The organism is Paenibacillus sp. A14 (genome assembly GCF_036864815.1).
In the GTDB taxonomy this organism is placed as follows: Bacteria; Bacillota; Bacilli; order Paenibacillales; family Paenibacillaceae; genus Fontibacillus; species Fontibacillus sanfengchensis.
In genome coordinates this window covers 129,672-144,862 of record NZ_JBAGJD010000005.1, presented here as the reverse complement: position 1 = coordinate 144,862, position 15,191 = coordinate 129,672, and the positions used below count along the sequence as shown (strand labels likewise).

Genomic DNA, 15,191 nt, shown 5'->3' with positions numbered 1-15,191 from the left:
TCCTCGCGCTCCGACCTTTCGTTAATCAGCCAGTTCTCATCCAGAGGAGAGTGCGATGGCTTCCATCTTCGGGGGGAAGCGTAGCATTAAGGCTATTTTGATCGGATAGACTCTCCATTTCTGCCCAGGTAATACCATACGGAAACCCCCACTCCGTATATCCTGCGATAAATGCAAATGTCTCATCAGACCAAGGTGCTTCGGCTTCATACCGCCTTGCTGCTCTGGTTGTGATTGCGGCTTTTTTTCTGGCGGCTTGTTTTACTCTTGTCGCACTTTTCTTGTTCCCCAATGAGGTCCGTCCTCCCTTCTTTCACTTTGCAACTGGCGAATGTCGTATTACTGAAGTCAATCCACGCACCCGCATAGGGTGCGACCAAATTCATAGATTTCAAATAACTGTTGGCCTGTATTTCAATCCACGCACCCGCATAGGGTGCGACCAAATTCATAGATTTCAAATAACTGTTGGCCTGTATTTCAATCCACGCACCCGCATAGGGTGCGACCAATGAGAACAGCAAGGAGGAAGACATAGTGGAATTTCAATCCACGCACCCGCATAGGGTGCGACGAAAACATCGAGCAAATGACGGATGAAGAATTGATTTCAATCCACGCACCCGCATAGGGTGCGACCATTTGTTGCGGCTGTTTGTAGTCTTTCTACTTCATTTCAATCCACGCACCCGCATAGGGTGCGACGTCGGAAAATAAAGGAAATCACCACTTGATGTAATTTCAATCCACGCACCCGCATAGGGTGCGACCGTGATGTGGAGGAATGGGTGCAGCATGTCTTCATTTCAATCCACGCACCCGCATAGGGTGCGACGTCAACGATTACTCCAACAGGGCCTCGGTACGAGATTTCAATCCACGCACCCGCATAGGGTGCGACGTTCTGATTTGCCCAGGAGAAACAAGAGTAATTGATTTCAATCCACGCACCCGCATAGGGTGCGACAAGGGGGCCAGAGCAAAATGACACGGTTTGTAGATTTCAATCCACGCACCCGCATAGGGTGCGACATTGATTGCGGCGTATACCTATTTCAAGATCGAGATTTCAATCCACGCACCCGCATAGGGTGCGACGTATGCAAACGGATCATAGGCGGTAAATGGCAGGGTATTTCAATCCACGCACCCGCATAGGGTGCGACCCCGGAAGAAATAGCAGAGTATTGTAAATTGAGCATTTCAATCCACGCACCCGCATAGGGTGCGACGCATTAGACGTTTCGGTTGTAAGACTCATGGGAATTTCAATCCACGCACCCGCATAGGGTGCGACTCCGATTTTCAATATAGAATAAGTAATAAAATGAAAATATTACTAAAATTGTCTCTCTAATCAGCGAATCCTCATCTTTTCATCATATAATCAGCTAACTTTTATGTAAAATAAAGTAATTTTCTTGGTGCGAATCCCCCAGGAAAATCATGTTCGCTTCATATTCGCACCAACTAATGCATGCCCCTTTACAACCAACACGGTGTTGAAAAGATATTTATTTCATCCTATTACCAAAATAATATAAATCCCCTTTTTTAGAAAGCCTTAACGCTTATATCATCACTTGAAGTCTGATCGGGTTCGCTCGTTGGTTATTTCCTTACACCACTCTGTGGCTTCTTCCTTAGCTCAACGTCCTCAACCCTATTCCCAACAAATCCGTGCTCCTACTTGGAAATATCCAAAAACCCTTCTCCAAACACATCCCGCACATCGTGGATGGTGAGAAACGCGGCTTTGTCGATGGATCTGACAATCTTTTTAAGAGTGGACACTTCTTGCTTGTTGATGACGATGTATAGGACCTCTTTCGGATTTTTCGTATAGTATCCGTGGCCTGACAGAACCGTAACTCCACGGTCCATTTGGGTGATGACCATCTCGGCGATGTCGTTCTGTTTCTCCGAAATGATAGTAACGGCCTTTCTGGGATTCAGCCCCTCAATAATGAAATCCATCACCTTCGTACCCACATATAAGATTACGATCGTCAGCATCAGCTTCTCCGCACCAATAATAAAATAGGAGGAAAAAGCCACGATCAGATCGAAAAACAACAGCGCATAGCTGATATTCCAGTCGAGATATTTATTGGCGATCCGGGCCAGAATAACGGTTCCCGCCGTCGTTCCCCCGACCCGCACAATCAGACCGATTCCGATCCCCACCAGCACGCCGGCGAAAATCGCATTAATGGTCGGCTCATGCGAATCAATCCTCCAGTTTTCCGTTAAATGCAGAAACAGCGAGTTAAAGGCAACCGCAATCACCGTATACAGCGTCGTTTGCCGATCCAGAAATTTGTAGCCGACAATCAGCAGCAAGCCATTGATCACTATATTAACTACCGAAGGCGACCACTGAAACAAGTAGTATAGAATAATCGTGACCCCTGTAACGCCCCCTTCGCCAAACTCATTCGGGATGACAAACAAATTGACGGCCAGCGCAAATAAAAAGGCACCCACAATGATAAATGCGATATCCGCAATTTTCTTTTTCATAACTTTCTAATCCTCTCTCCTCTAACTGAATCGCCGGGCGGATTTGCCGACTCTGGGGTTGCAGCACACTTAACAACCAGATCATCGTATCCACTTACTTCTATAAAGTCAATATAACTTTGACACTTTAATTCGCTATCCAATTCACACAGAAAAGGACTATACCGACATTCCAATCTAAACTGACACGTTCCTCCGCGTTCGCACGTATGCTATGATTTTTAGATCGAACCTTGAGTTACATAACATGAATTTCGGGAGGAATTTTGCATGTTGAGAAGCAGAATCTTACTCGGTCTAGTCTCTTCGGCCTTACTCCCTCTGCAAATGGTTGATGTCTCCAACATACGTTCCAACGGACATGCCCATGTATACCCGGTTGTTATCGCCGCCATACCGGTATTTCGTCTGGTCACCCGCCGAGTCTCAGGGTAACGAAACTTTATATGTTATGTACTGGTTGCATTTTAAAAAAATAAACCATGCTTTTCTGCTACCTCTAGGAAGTTCTCAGGAATTGCAAATTTCAAAGAATTCTCCAAGTCGGCAAATAAAAAAAGACCCTCTTCCCTAAGGGGTAGAAGATCTTGCTTCACTAAGTATGTAGTGTCGCCTCTTTCGTTATATCAATATCTCAAATAATTCATGCACGTAATCAAAATATGCGTCATTCCAAAAATAGCGCACGGAACGAGGAGGACATAGTTTTTCATCCAAAGTCCGACAAAAAAGAAATACAAAGGTGGCATGGATGCAATTCCTAGGATGAGTAACCAAGGAGCAACCACCCCATTATAATAAAAAATCCAAGAAATATAATAGGCTGCCAAAAACAGCATGGCCAGTCCAATATAAAGGTTGCTGTTGCGTCCTTCGACTTTGCCTATCAGAACAACCATTAGAATGACCGTTATTACTCCAAACAATCCCTCTATAATATTCAGTATATTATAGGCAGAACTGTTTTTCGTAAGCACATTATTTGCTGGAGGCACAAGCTTCCAAATTATATTAGGAAGTAGCTGTAATGCGTATAACAAAAGACCTATCAGTGAAAATTGAAATCCATAATTTTTCATAATATCCCTCTAAATTCTTTAAATATAATAACATAATCTGCCGACTGCCGAATTGACAACAACAATGGTTGTTTTAGCCTAAATTTCAATCCCCTAATGTTCAAAGCACAGTCATTAATAGCAGACTTGCATATGTTAATTTTAGGAAGGGGGTAGAGCTCATGAAACCTCGCCATAAAATTGTTGTTATTATTAAACCAGGTCAGAAGGTATTGGTAGTTGCCAAAAAGCATAGAAAGCATCGCGCTTAATGTTTTATGCGGGCACCCTTTGGTGCTCTTTTTTTTATTTCAACAAAATACCGCCCGGTAAGGGGGCGCTGTCTGGTAATCGCCTGTTACTATAAGGTGTTCGTTTTTGAGTCTTTTAAATGGAGGCGAACCACGGCTGTGAATACCACAAATCGCCACAGTGTGTTGATGAGGTACGATACGCTAAGAAGTGGATTAAAAAAAGAGAGCTTCTAAAGCTCTCTATGCGCCGGCTGCATCATCCCTTGAGGGGACAGATCCTCTGTGTACTCAAAATATGGCGACTGCACGGGCTCATGCATTTGAGCTTCCATGGGCACGGACGGCCGCTGATAGGGCTCATCTACATACATGATTCTGCGCTGAATTTGCATGAGCCCATTCACGACGCGCAGCGCGACCCAGAAAAGTACAAGGCCAACGCCAACGTACAGGAGGTATTGCTGATTATACGTCCAATCTATATGGAAATAACTAAACAAGCTGTTTTCTAAAATATCCAGCTTCATTTCATTCATCAAAATGATATGCACGGCGGGGAGTGCAATAAACCCTAATCCCAGTGAAATCGCCGTTACCATAATAACAAAGAATACCATACCTGTTACGAATCTTAGTAATACGAGCAGCAGATTCCGAATGAAGAGCCCACCCTCAAAACCTCTCACCATGCGCATGAACCAGTTCTTCCCGGGTTCAGACTGCGGATTGGAGGTATACGAAACGGAAGGAGTAGGTAAACCCAAAATTTGTCTAATCATGCTTTGTTCAAAAAGCACAATCCCATTCAACAGCTTGGCTACCCCAAAAAACAGCGGTATACTGATAAATATGGGAGTTAAAGCGATGGATAGTGCAAGTCCTGTTATCGCTACTGTAAAATAAATAATCCCTAGCGGGAGAGCTAGCAATAAATAGAGAATCGTCGCATAGGTTTTTGGATTAAAAAGCACCCAATTCACCTTGCCTGCCCGCGCCATGTCGGTCGCTTCTGTTGCCTTCATTGTTCAAACACTCCTTTTAGCCTCATATATCACGTTCAGAAATATAAGTTCATTATATCCGCCTTATTTGCGTGACATAACCGTCTTAGGGGGTGTCTGAACCTAGACTTTAGACTAGGATACGGAGGGATAACCGCCTATGAAGCCAGTTTCATTTCCAAAAACCTTGATGACAAATAGAATTCCTGCATATCTGCATGTTTTTTTCTTGTTCGGAACAAAAAAATGAAAATTCCTGCAATTCTGCAGGAATTTTCGACGACACCGGCCCGTTTCTCTAAAATCGCTATAAATACCTGCAGATTTGCATCTTTTTTCGCATTCCCTCGAGAATCGGCTTAAATACCTGCAGATTTGCATCTTTTTGGAGTTGGAAGAGTTGTAAGAGTTGGAAAGTGCGCTAGGCAACTTGATCGCCGTGGGCCCCATACGATTTTAGTGTCTGATGAGGCACTAGTTCAGCTAACCAACTTTAGCCCTACGGCAGAACCGAGAACCATAGCTATAAATAAAATTCTTAAGAAGTTTCTGGGTTCCCCGTAAAATATCATCCCGAGGACGGCTCCTCCGGAGGCGCCTATTCCGGTCCATACCGCATAAGCCGTTCCCATCGGCAGGGTTTGCATGGCCCAAGACAGAAACAAAAAGCTTAAGCCAAATCCCGCAACCAATAACAGAAACGAGACCGCATTGCGATCTTTATTTAATTTATTCATCATAAGAACCCCGGTCATTTCAAAAATTCCTGCCATGATAAGATACACCCAGCTCATGAATGACTAGCCTCCCCTTCTTGTTTTTTGCTCAGCATTTTGAGACCAATTACACCTAGCAAGAGAACGCCGACAAGTATTAGTTTTACGGGTTGAACCGAGGACCCAAAGAGAATAAGATCCGCCAGAACGGTGCCGGCTGTCCCCAACCCAACGAAGACCGCGTAAACGGTCCCCACAGGAAGGAAGCGGGAAGCCCTGATCATTAATGTGAAGCTTGTTATGATGGCTACCACGGTAGCCGCCCATTCCATCATTCCACTTGCGTGTTTCAGTCCAATGACCCATCCCACCTCAAATAATGCGGCAATAATGACAGACAACCAGGTTTTATTCATGCCTTTCACACTCCTTGTTTAAAAATATTTATTTTATGGTGCCTTGCTAAATGGGGACAAAATACAAAAAGCCCGAGGAAATTACTGTTTGTTCAACAGTGATCTCCCAGGCTTTTCTCCTTCCGTGTCACAGCCAATGCTGTGGGTTTTCTCTCGGACCAGACCAGAATAGCTGCGGAACCCTAGAAAACCTAATCTATTCTATTGGGGCAGCACAGTTTTATTTACATAGATCCTCGACAAATTTAGGCAAAACAAAAGAGGCTCTATGGAGTTCAGGTGTATAATACTTCAAATCCATACCATAGAAGTGATCCGGGCTCACAGTCAACGGATCATGTGTCTTGGATCCTATGGTGAATGTCCACATCCCGCTAGGATACGTTGGAATGTTGCATATATACAGACGGGTTGTGGGGAAAATTTCCTTGGAATCCTGAATGGCCTTGCGAATCAATTCGGCCTTAAACCAAGGGTTATCGGTTTGAGCTGCGAAAATACCGTCTTTCTTCAGTGCATTAGCAATGCCAGCGTAGAACTCTTCCGTTTCAATCAGATCTAGCTGTTGGTAGGGAGTTTTTTCCGTGTGAAGCGATTTTTTGACTTTAGCGGTGATGCCAAAAGAATTCGTTTGCTTTTCCGTAAACCAAAGTTCCAATTCAATTCCCCCCAGTAAGCTAATCCTCGTTCAAGTTTAAGCCGATTTATTCCTGTTCCTCTTGTCTGATTCCCTGCCAAAAGACATGCCATGATGCTTCAAGTCTCTTCAATGCACGCTCTTTATCACCGTAAAGCATCTCAACAAATACACTGTCCAGAATCGCCATGTAAGCGCCGGTAGCCTGTTCAATCGATACGTTTAAGCCGATGGAGCCGGGATTTTCAGCTGATGTGAAAAGAACTCTGGCTAAATCAGTCATTTTATCGACATACCCCATGCTCAACTTCATGGATTCCATTCTCAGATGGGTTGGAGGAAAAAAGGACATTCTCAAAAAGAATTTAGTCTCCTCTTCACGCTCATAACGCTCCATATACTGAATTAAAAAATCGTAAAGTTGAGTTTTAAAAGTCGATTTACTATCGGGTTTCAGATACTCTTCAACAAAGCTAAGTTCTTTCGCGGCCACATCCTGGTAAACGGCCATGAACAATTCGTCCTTGCCCTTAAAGTGATTATAGATGGATGGTTTTTTAATCCCCACTTCGGCCGAAATATCACGAAGCGAGGCACCTTCATAGCCGTTTTGCGCAAAATGGTGAAGTGCTATTTCCATAATTTTTTTTGCCGTCATACAACCCCTCCACCACAAACTAACGATCGGTAGTTAGCTTAGCATATCGAACGAGAAAATGCAACCGATCGAACATTGTATTTACGCAAAAAAGCGACCGTCATAGGTCGCTTTTCGCATTCGTGCCGGCTTAGGAATTCGGATTCTGGCGCAGATTAGCCAGTTTCTCCAAAAAGACCGCTACGGTTTCCAACGACATTGCGTCGTAACTTGTTAATAATTCCATCGCTTTCTGATCCTGCTGCTGGTGAAATAACCGATGCAGTTCGGCCAATTCGGCACCAAGCGGAGTCACCGAGAAGTAAATTTCCTTCAGGTTATCCGGCAGCTGGGTTTTCCGAATCAGGCCCTGATCCAGTAATTTGCGGGTAATTTTGGAGACGGCGCCTTTCGTTATACCCATATCGCGGGCGATATCGACCCCTTTAATGCGTTCATGCGTATCGATAACGTCCAAAACGTGCAGACCTGAGATGGATAGGTGGGGTAACAGCTCTTTTAGCCGGTCGTCGGAGATGTGCTCCATGAGCCAAAGCCGATCCTGGTTCTCGTCGTTTTCGCTGATGAGAATCCGGTACAGTGACTTTTCAATGCGGTTTTTGAGTTGAAGTAAATCATCATTTATATGGGTCATAAGGCAAGCCTACCTTGTTTTCTATTTATTATACCATGGTTTCCTAGGAAACCATTTGACAGAACGTCTTTTTCTTGCTATTATGGTTTCCATGGAAACCATATATATGGAGGGAATTTGAATGAATGAGGTCATGCAAGTCATCAGCCGGCATCGGTCCATCCGTAAGTTTAAAAATATTCCGTTGACAGGCGAGCAAATCGAAGCCATAGTCGATGCCGCGCAAATGGCTCCGTCTTCGGCGCATATGCAGCCGTTCTCGATCATCGGCGTCACCGATCAGGAACTACGGAGGAAGATCGCGGTACATGCGAAAAATCCGCCGATTGAGGAATGCGGGTACTTTTTTATTTTTTGCGCCGATCTCCATCGGATGAGGTTGGCTGCCGGCCCGGACCAACAGGAAAAAATGGGCCAAAACCTGAGCTTCTCGTATTTTTACCAAACCGCTGTGCTGAGTGCCGCGCTTGCCCTGCAGAATGCCAATGTGGCGGCCGAGTCTATGGGACTGGGAGCCGTGATGATCGGCGGAATTAACGAGGCCCTCCCCGCACTGGACGAATGGCTGGGCCTTCCGGATTTCGTCATTCCTCTGGTCGGCCTTGCAGTAGGCGTTCCCGATGAATTTCCCGAGCAAAAGCCGCGGTTGCCACGGTCCGCCGTGTTTTTTGAAAACCGGTATGATGATCGCGATCTTAAGGCAAAGGTAGAAACCTATGACCGGGAAATTGAGGAGTATTACGGCGCACGAACGAACAACAAACAAAAGGCAAGCTGGTCCGGCAAATTCGTCGCCATGCTGAACAAAGATTTGCCGTTGGGCGGGTATACGGAATACGTAAAAAGCAAGGGTTTTGACATGAAGTAGATATCCCTGAAACGCAAAAGATCTCACTTATAAATCGGAGAATATGGTGGGATTTTGCCTAAAGACTTGATTTGTAGCAATATCTTAGTACAATGGTTTTATGACTACTCAAAAATCATTGAATAATGAACACAGGGTCAAAATGTTTCAAGCATTAGCTGATGTAACAAGATTGGAAATCATACGAGTTCTATACGCCAATAAGAAGGAGATGAATTGCGGAGAAGTTGGGGACATTTGCAATACTTCGAAGTCGAATACTTCGTATCATTTGCGTACTTTAAGGGAGGCGAAATTGATTAAGGTACGAAAAGAAGCTCAAACGAAGTATACGAGTATCGACATGGAGACCTTTGAATCTTACTTGCCGGGATTTCTTGATACATTGTAGAAGGAAATTCCTTTTTTCTCTTCATTAGTTCAAAAGTTGTTTTACAACGAAACTAAGATCGATAGGAGAAGATGATTCCCATGATTAAGTTAACAGCGTTACTTTTTCTTATCATGTTTGTTATCGGTACGGATACATTTTTGATTTCTCCGCTCATCCCCACCCTTCAGAAATTGTTTCATATCCCGACCGAATATGCCGGTTGGATGGTCGGGGCCTATGCGTTGGGATATGCCATATTTGCTCTGATAGCCGGACCGCTTTCCGATGGATGGGATCGCAAAAAAGTAATGTTTTCCGGCATGGTTTGCTTCTCGGTTTCAACCATTTTATGCGGCTTTGCGACAGGATTTTGGACGATGTTTTTATTCCGTTTTTTAGCCGGAGTCAGCGCAGCATTCACAGCGCCGCAAGTCTGGGCCTCTATTCCTGCTCTGTTCCCTGCGGCAAAGACCGCCAAAGTATCAGGAATCGTAATGGCAGGCTTGGCTGCTTCCCAAGCTTTCGGCATACCGATTGGAGGCTTGCTTGCTGCAACCCATTGGTCTTATCCCTTTTTTACAATCGGTGCATGCTCGTTGCTGGTGGCTATATTCATCCCCTATGCTTTGCCCGAAATGAAACCGAAACAAGACCTAAGAACCAAGCTTCCGATATTTAAAAGATACGTCCCGCTATTCATAAGCCGAATCGCGAGAAGGTCTTTCCTGGCTCATTTCTTATTTCAATGTGGATTTTTTGCTGCCTTTTCTTTCATTGGAAAATGGATGACGGACCGCTTTCACCTTTCGGTTGATCAAGTGGGGTACGTCATGTTTTTTCTTGGCCTAGGGAATATAGTGGGAAGCTTTAGCGGTGCATATGTGATCAAAATGTTGAATCGTTTCAATACGATGGTTGTGGGCATTCTCGTCTCTATTGCATGTTTTATTGCTTTGCCTCACCTGCCATCGGTTGCGTCTTTCGAAGGGGTATACTTTTTCATATTCGCAACCATGGGCATCGTCTTTCCGCTCATCATGGGAATGCTGAATTCATTAAATCCGACAATTCGTGGCACGATCTCTAGCTTGGCCAATTCGATCATGTACGCTGCGACAGCGCTCGGCTCTTGGTTCGCCGGCTTGATTTATGCGACATTTAACGGTTTTTCCGCCGTAGGCATATTTGCGGCTATATGCTTTGCCGGTTCGTTGTTCTCTTTTATAGCAAGTGGTATTTTGACTAATCACGCTAAAACAAAAAAGGATTATGCATCATAAATGCACAGAAGAAATTCAAATGGATATTCTAAATCTTCCAAAATTCAACATCCTAAGTATAAGTGAGACTGAATATGATTTTCTAATACAAGTGGTGACGAACTCCGAGATAACAACTTCCCGTTGTTCGATAATACGCCTCCTGTCAGTGTGATTCGTGAGTGTGGCGAACAGCCCGTGGTATCGACATTTCCACCTTGATTGAAAAATTGGAGAAGGGCGAATTATAAGCCCTTTTCCACTATAATTTCCGAATACCCATTTTTTTTTGGGGGGGTTGACATCAAAGGGGGGATCGAATATATTCGTTACATACCAACCGAATGTATGAAAGGGAAGAGTGAATGGCAAGAAATAAATATCCGGAAGAAACGACCAACCAAATCCTAACCGTGGCGCTTAATCTGTTCATCCAAAAAGGCTACGAGCAGACCTCCATTCAGGATATCATCAACGGACTGGGCGGGCTGACAAAAGGGGCTATTTATCATCACTTCAAGTCGAAGGAAGAGATCATGCAGGCCGTTATCGACCATTTGTTCAAAGGTGTTGACGAGATGCTGTCCGACGTCCGGGACGACAAGGAGTTAAATGGCCTGGAGAAGCTCCGCAAGATTTCCCGCGTCTCTCTCAGCAATCCCGCCCAGAACGAGATGGCATCGGCGGCACCCAACCTTTTGCGCAATCCGAAGCTGCTGGCGGCCCAGATCGAGCACATGCTCGAAAAAGCCTTACCCGTCTATATCCAGCCCATCATCGAACAAGGTATGCGAGACGGCTCGATCCGAACCGACTATCCTAAGGAGCTTAGCGAAGTGTTGCTGATTCTCACCAACCTGTGGCTAAACCCGGCGGTTATCCAAGCTTCGCCCGAGATGCTGGTGCGCAAGGTAAGGTTTTTCGATCAAATATTGAAAGGCCTGGGGCTTGACCTGTTCGATGATCAAATGTTTCAACGATACGAGGAACTGTTTCGTTTGTCAGCTAGAGAGGACAGCAAAGATAACTAAAAAACTAAACTGCCGAAAGGCAGTATATTTTTAAATCTATACATACCATCGGTTGGTATGAATATTTGCTTCAGGTTCAAAACGCTAACGCTTATTAGAAAACATATTATAAGGAGATGTGAATGTGATGAATCAGAAATTGACAATGACCTCCCGCTCGCTGGAACGGCAAGACGGCGCTACGATGGATAAACTGACCTTTGCTCTTCTCAAAGGCATAGATGCTGATTTGTCAAAAATTACAGTCATTTACGGGAGGGAAACTAAATGAAAAAGATGATGGAACAAAGCAACGGAGGCTTTTCCAAAACAGGGCTGCTCAGAATGCGCGACGTGCTGTCACGGCATGTCGAGTCCGGGAAAATTCCAGGGCTCGTTGCCCTGGTCAGCCGGAACGGTGAGACGCACGTCGAAGCGATCGGCACGATGCGCCATGACGGTGGCGCGCCGATGCGCCGGGACACGATCTTCCGGATGGCGTCCACTTCCAAGATGGTCGGGGCCGCGCCGGTGATGATCCTACTCGACGAGTGCAAGCTGCATCTGGACGACCCAGTAGACAAATGGCTGCCCGAACTCGCCGACCGGCAGGTGCTGAAACGACCCGACGGTCCGCTGGACGACACCGTGCCGGCGCGGCGGCCGATCACCGTGCGGGATCTGCTGACCTCTACGTTCGGGCTCGGAATGGATCTGACGTTGATGGGCTCCCCGATCCAGAACGCGATCTTCGAGAATGGATTAAATGACACGCCAGGGCAGGAATTGCCCGAGCCGGATGAGTGGATGCGCCGCCTGGGTACACTCCCACTGAGCTACCAGCCCGGAGAGCGGTGGCAGTACCACCTCAGTAACGAAGTGCTCGGCGTGCTCGTTGCCAGGGTCACGGGTCAGACATTCGAGACGTTCCTGCGCGAACGTATCTTTGATCCGCTGGGGATGAAGGATACCGGCTTCTACGTGCCCGAAGGCAAAATTGACCGGCTGCCGCCTGCCTACATCCCCGATCCGCAGACCGGAGAGTTTATCGTGTGGGACGAAGCCGCAGGCGGACGCTACATTAAGCCTCCGGCGTTCCAGGCAGGCGGCGGCGGGCTGCTCTCCACCGCCGACGACTATCACGCGTTTTTACAAATGCTGCTGAACCAAGGGATGCACGGGACCGAACGGATCCTGTCCCGGCCCGCCGTCCAGTTGATGACCTCAAACCGTCTCACGCCCGAACAACAAGCATTCCGAGACGACTTGGCCAAAAATAACGTCCATTTATCGCATGGTCAAGGGCAGCACGGCGGCTGGGGCTTCGGGATGGCGGTACGCACCTACCGCGGCGACTATGCTTCCATCGGCCAGTTCGGCTGGGACGGCGGAAGCGGCACCTCGGCGTACGCCGACCCGGACAAACAGCTTACCGGCATCCTGCTCACGCAGGTCGGGATGTCCACCCCGGATTCGGCGCATCTTATCCACGACTTCTGGACCATGGTCTATCAGGCAATCGAAGACTAACACCGAGCCCGCGCCGGGTATGCCCGTCCTCAACCCACGGCACCCAACGGTCAGTCGAACCGTCAGCCTATTGTAAAATCATCAAAAAAAACCGCAAGCCCTGGGGAGAAATCCCTTACGCTTGCGGTTCTTTCGTACTAGCGGCAACTTCAGCTATCTTAAATTAATAGTGGCCTTGTCCTCATCTTGTGCCAGATTTACAATCAAACTATCTTTTGATTTAGCTACTGCGTCAGGAACTTCCATTACAACAAATCCGGTTTTTGAAGATAGCGGCTTAATACTTTCATTGCTAAGGTCTTGCTCTATCATCGTGATCGTATATTTGTACTCATATTTGTCCTGAAATATCGCCTTCATTTCGACTCCGCCAACCATTGACGTAAAGTTGTCAGCTTCCGTCCCATTATTTGTAACCGTATACTTTAAAATTAAAAACTTATTGCCCTCGTCCGCACTAGAAGAAAAGTAATCATCACTGACTTTTTGGTTGAATTCAAAGGAGTCCAGCACAACTTCCCAATCTCCCAAATTAAACTTGTCCCCTACTTTGTAGACAACCTCTTTCGGCTCTTCAGGCTCCTTAGTCGGTTCAGCTGTAACAGCGGCATCTTTTTGCTCATTATTTACGTTCTCTGCAGTGCCTTGATCCTTTGCAGAAGTATTAGCATTCTGCTTTCCTGCTGATGTAGACGCAGTACCTCCACATGCAGTAACCAGTAATAACAGTGCCACAAGTAAAATTCCCAAACTAGTCTTTCTCAAAACCTTCTCCCCCTTTTCTACATATTACCACATATTACGAGCTTTTTGGTTCCTAAGTTTCATTTTCTCCAATTTTTTGCCTTTCTTTCGTCCCAAATTTGTTAGTCACTGCCTTAACGTAATTTTGCCATTTTCTATTTCATCAAAATAAAGAGTTGCTAATGCATTGCGCAACTTTTTAATTATATGAGGATGCAAAAAAGCGACCGATTAAGGTCGCTTTTTCTCGTGCTACATATGGAGGCGAGGGGAGTTGAACCCCTGTCCGAAGGCAACGCCACATAGGCAAGCTTCGCGTGGGTGAAGTGACAGTTTTGATGTCAATCGATTTTAAATAAATCGAGGACACCTTTTGACCAATTTGGTGCCTGATCTATCTTGTAAACTAATTGATTATTCCTTATTTCCGCAATGATTGCAGGTTCAAATGTGTTATCAATAATAATGAGCTGGTCTGCTATACTAACAGCAGGCTTTAGATTCTGCAGCGATTGCCCATACCGCCAACGGATATCCTCTTCAGCAATCCAATGACCTCCCTGCTCTACACGGGAGGCCACGCGGTCAATATGCATCTGGACATCCTGAAGACCGATATAGTAAATTACTATTTCATACCCTTCTACTTTCGCCAGTTGCATATGTCTTAAGAAAAATGTACCGGATAACGTAGTCTCAACAGCGAAATGACTATTGGAGTTAATCAGAGATCGGATTCTTTTGATCGCTTCTTTGCCTGCTGATAAATCCGCACTTCGCGGATTTTCGGGATTGAGCCGTATAGCAATTTGGTCGGGATCAACAACCTCCCCGATAAAGTCCCTCATTTGCAGGCTGATTGTACTCTTGCCAGCACCGTTGGTACCCGCAAATACCGTCATCACGGGTTTATGATTATTCAATATACTCCCGCTCCATCCGCTTTCCTTGGGAATCGAAAATGATTTCGAATTTATTGCCTCCCGCATCTTCACGAATACGTCTGTTGTTTTTTATATAGTATATGGATGCTCCTGATTGCTTGGCTTGTTCACGAGCACGCTGATTGGCCTTCTTGAGTATATTCTGAAGCTGTTCCCGATCTACTGCCATAACAAGGACCTCCTTCAATGCTTACAGTTAATTGTTATACGTTATTATACACAATTAAAAAGCCAACAACCACATCAATGGCTGAAGGCTTTTCGTCTTGCTGTGGAGGCGAGGGGAGTTGAACCCCTGTCCGAAGGCAACGCCACATAGGCGAGCTTCGCGTGGGTGTAGTGACAGTTTTGATGTCACCCGAAAGCATTGCGAAGCAATGCTAGCATCGTAAGCAATACTGAGACCCCGTCATCGGATTCCCTTTCGGGTCAGCCTGATTGTCTTCTTCAGCTAGCCGCAGGCGGAGACTAAACAGCGTATCCCACTAAAGTTGGGCCCTATTCCCGGCACGTGGGCCATGCAGAGATAGAGCTAGCACGCAGGTTGAGTTTAAACTTTATAACTG

General features: G+C 45.8%; 17 protein-coding genes, 2 pseudogenes, 1 CRISPR repeat array and 1 riboswitch. Of the genes and pseudogenes, 6 read left to right on the top strand and 13 right to left on the bottom strand.

Going from position 1 to position 15,191, the window contains the following annotated elements; all coding sequences use genetic code 11:
• Positions 1-25 precede the first annotated feature (25 nt).
• The 10 genes and pseudogenes from V4U88_RS15180 to V4U88_RS15140 form a co-directional block, all read right to left on the bottom strand.
• A complete protein-coding gene (locus V4U88_RS15180) occupies positions 26-292 on the bottom strand; it encodes a hypothetical protein (RefSeq protein WP_334074096.1) in 267 nt (88 codons plus the stop codon).
• Between the two features lie 53 nt (positions 293-345).
• Positions 346-1,297: direct repeats of the CRISPR family, unit length 32 nt; unit sequence ATTTCAATCCACGCACCCGCATAGGGTGCGAC.
• Between the two features lie 389 nt (positions 1,298-1,686).
• A complete protein-coding gene (locus V4U88_RS15175) occupies positions 1,687-2,523 on the bottom strand; it encodes a YitT family protein (protein ID WP_334074095.1) in 837 nt (278 codons plus the stop codon).
• A 626-nt stretch (positions 2,524-3,149) separates the two neighbouring features.
• Complete coding sequence (locus tag V4U88_RS15170; protein WP_334074094.1) at positions 3,150-3,602, bottom strand: hypothetical protein; 453 nt, start codon at positions 3,600-3,602, stop codon at positions 3,150-3,152.
• A gap of 463 nt (positions 3,603-4,065) precedes the next feature.
• Positions 4,066-4,857 (bottom strand): sensor domain-containing protein, encoded by a 792-nt coding sequence (locus V4U88_RS15165; protein ID WP_334074093.1) that lies wholly within the window; start codon positions 4,855-4,857, stop codon positions 4,066-4,068.
• A gap of 458 nt (positions 4,858-5,315) precedes the next feature.
• Complete coding sequence (locus tag V4U88_RS15160) at positions 5,316-5,630, bottom strand: DMT family transporter (protein ID WP_334074092.1); 315 nt, start codon at positions 5,628-5,630, stop codon at positions 5,316-5,318.
• On the bottom strand, positions 5,627-5,968 hold the full coding sequence (locus V4U88_RS15155; protein ID WP_334074091.1) for a DMT family transporter: 342 nt from the start codon (positions 5,966-5,968) through the stop codon (positions 5,627-5,629). The genes V4U88_RS15160 and V4U88_RS15155 overlap by 4 nt, the downstream gene beginning before the upstream one ends.
• A gap of 101 nt (positions 5,969-6,069) precedes the next feature.
• Positions 6,070-6,165: riboswitch (guanidine-I (ykkC/yxkD leader) on the bottom strand.
• Positions 6,166-6,188: 23 nt separating this feature from the next.
• Positions 6,189-6,506, bottom strand: a pseudogene (locus V4U88_RS15150) (spermidine synthase); the annotation flags it as partial.
• Positions 6,504-6,626: pseudogene (locus V4U88_RS27020) on the bottom strand (spermidine synthase); the annotation flags it as partial. The pseudogenes V4U88_RS27020 and V4U88_RS15150, both read right to left, overlap by 3 nt.
• A 46-nt stretch (positions 6,627-6,672) precedes the next feature.
• A complete protein-coding gene (locus V4U88_RS15145) occupies positions 6,673-7,263 on the bottom strand; it encodes a TetR/AcrR family transcriptional regulator (protein WP_334074089.1) in 591 nt (196 codons plus the stop codon).
• A gap of 130 nt (positions 7,264-7,393) precedes the next feature.
• Positions 7,394-7,897, bottom strand: coding sequence for a MarR family transcriptional regulator (locus V4U88_RS15140; RefSeq protein WP_334074088.1), 504 nt, complete (start codon positions 7,895-7,897; stop codon positions 7,394-7,396).
• A gap of 121 nt (positions 7,898-8,018) precedes the next feature.
• Between V4U88_RS15140 and V4U88_RS15135 the strand changes: the two genes are divergently transcribed.
• The 6 genes from V4U88_RS15135 to V4U88_RS15110 all read left to right on the top strand — a co-directional run bounded on the left by V4U88_RS15135 (position 8,019) and on the right by V4U88_RS15110 (position 12,937).
• The gene (locus V4U88_RS15135) at positions 8,019-8,765 is read left to right on the top strand and encodes an NADPH-dependent oxidoreductase (protein WP_334074087.1); all 747 of its coding nucleotides are present in this window, start codon (positions 8,019-8,021) and stop codon (positions 8,763-8,765) included.
• Between the two features lie 100 nt (positions 8,766-8,865).
• Positions 8,866-9,156, top strand: coding sequence for an ArsR/SmtB family transcription factor (locus V4U88_RS15130; protein ID WP_334074086.1), 291 nt, complete (start codon positions 8,866-8,868; stop codon positions 9,154-9,156).
• Positions 9,157-9,236: 80 nt separating this feature from the next.
• The gene (locus tag V4U88_RS15125; protein ID WP_334074085.1) at positions 9,237-10,418 is read left to right on the top strand and encodes an MFS transporter; all 1,182 of its coding nucleotides are present in this window, start codon (positions 9,237-9,239) and stop codon (positions 10,416-10,418) included.
• Between the two features lie 344 nt (positions 10,419-10,762).
• The gene (locus V4U88_RS15120; RefSeq protein WP_334074084.1) at positions 10,763-11,428 is read left to right on the top strand and encodes a TetR/AcrR family transcriptional regulator; all 666 of its coding nucleotides are present in this window, start codon (positions 10,763-10,765) and stop codon (positions 11,426-11,428) included.
• A gap of 127 nt (positions 11,429-11,555) precedes the next feature.
• Positions 11,556-11,699: a hypothetical protein gene (locus V4U88_RS15115; protein WP_334074378.1), complete on the top strand. Its 144-nt coding sequence runs from the start codon at positions 11,556-11,558 to the stop codon at positions 11,697-11,699.
• An 8-nt stretch (positions 11,700-11,707) separates the two neighbouring features.
• On the top strand, positions 11,708-12,937 hold the full coding sequence (locus V4U88_RS15110; protein WP_334074360.1) for a serine hydrolase domain-containing protein: 1,230 nt from the start codon (positions 11,708-11,710) through the stop codon (positions 12,935-12,937).
• 153 nt (positions 12,938-13,090) lie between these two features.
• On the opposite strand, the gene V4U88_RS15105 is transcribed toward V4U88_RS15110, so the two are convergent.
• The 3 genes from V4U88_RS15105 to V4U88_RS15095 all read right to left on the bottom strand — a co-directional run bounded on the left by V4U88_RS15105 (position 13,091) and on the right by V4U88_RS15095 (position 14,794).
• Positions 13,091-13,702: a DUF4352 domain-containing protein gene (locus V4U88_RS15105; protein ID WP_334074083.1), complete on the bottom strand. Its 612-nt coding sequence runs from the start codon at positions 13,700-13,702 to the stop codon at positions 13,091-13,093.
• Positions 13,703-14,022: 320 nt separating this feature from the next.
• Positions 14,023-14,583, bottom strand: a complete 561-nt coding sequence (locus V4U88_RS15100; protein ID WP_334074082.1) for a hypothetical protein — start codon at positions 14,581-14,583, stop codon at positions 14,023-14,025.
• Positions 14,584-14,596: 13 nt separating this feature from the next.
• Complete coding sequence (locus V4U88_RS15095) at positions 14,597-14,794, bottom strand: hypothetical protein (RefSeq protein WP_334074081.1); 198 nt, start codon at positions 14,792-14,794, stop codon at positions 14,597-14,599.
• Between the last annotated feature and the right edge of the window lie 397 nt (positions 14,795-15,191).

Bases quoted from the DNA above. Each gene is read 5' to 3' on its own strand.
- V4U88_RS15115 (WP_334074378.1), top strand. From the start codon at position 11,556: ATGAATCAGAAATTGACAATGACCTCCCGCTCGCTGGAACGGCAAGAC.
- V4U88_RS15175 (WP_334074095.1), bottom strand. From the start codon at position 2,523: ATGAAAAAGAAAATTGCGGATATCGCATTTATCATTGTGGGTGCCTTT.
- V4U88_RS15110 (WP_334074360.1), top strand. From the start codon at position 11,708: ATGGAACAAAGCAACGGAGGCTTTTCCAAAACAGGGCTGCTCAGAATG.
- V4U88_RS15165 (WP_334074093.1), bottom strand. From the start codon at position 4,857: ATGAAGGCAACAGAAGCGACCGACATGGCGCGGGCAGGCAAGGTGAAT.
- V4U88_RS15095 (WP_334074081.1), bottom strand. From the start codon at position 14,794: ATGGCAGTAGATCGGGAACAGCTTCAGAATATACTCAAGAAGGCCAAT.
- V4U88_RS15140 (WP_334074088.1), bottom strand. From the start codon at position 7,897: ATGACCCATATAAATGATGATTTACTTCAACTCAAAAACCGCATTGAA.
- V4U88_RS15170 (WP_334074094.1), bottom strand. From the start codon at position 3,602: ATGAAAAATTATGGATTTCAATTTTCACTGATAGGTCTTTTGTTATAC.
- V4U88_RS15145 (WP_334074089.1), bottom strand. From the start codon at position 7,263: ATGACGGCAAAAAAAATTATGGAAATAGCACTTCACCATTTTGCGCAA.
- V4U88_RS15135 (WP_334074087.1), top strand. From the start codon at position 8,019: ATGAATGAGGTCATGCAAGTCATCAGCCGGCATCGGTCCATCCGTAAG.
- V4U88_RS15100 (WP_334074082.1), bottom strand. From the start codon at position 14,583: ATGACGGTATTTGCGGGTACCAACGGTGCTGGCAAGAGTACAATCAGC.
- V4U88_RS15125 (WP_334074085.1), top strand. From the start codon at position 9,237: ATGATTAAGTTAACAGCGTTACTTTTTCTTATCATGTTTGTTATCGGT.
- V4U88_RS15160 (WP_334074092.1), bottom strand. From the start codon at position 5,630: ATGAGCTGGGTGTATCTTATCATGGCAGGAATTTTTGAAATGACCGGG.
- V4U88_RS15120 (WP_334074084.1), top strand. From the start codon at position 10,763: ATGGCAAGAAATAAATATCCGGAAGAAACGACCAACCAAATCCTAACC.
- V4U88_RS15130 (WP_334074086.1), top strand. From the start codon at position 8,866: ATGACTACTCAAAAATCATTGAATAATGAACACAGGGTCAAAATGTTT.
- V4U88_RS15155 (WP_334074091.1), bottom strand. From the start codon at position 5,968: ATGAATAAAACCTGGTTGTCTGTCATTATTGCCGCATTATTTGAGGTG.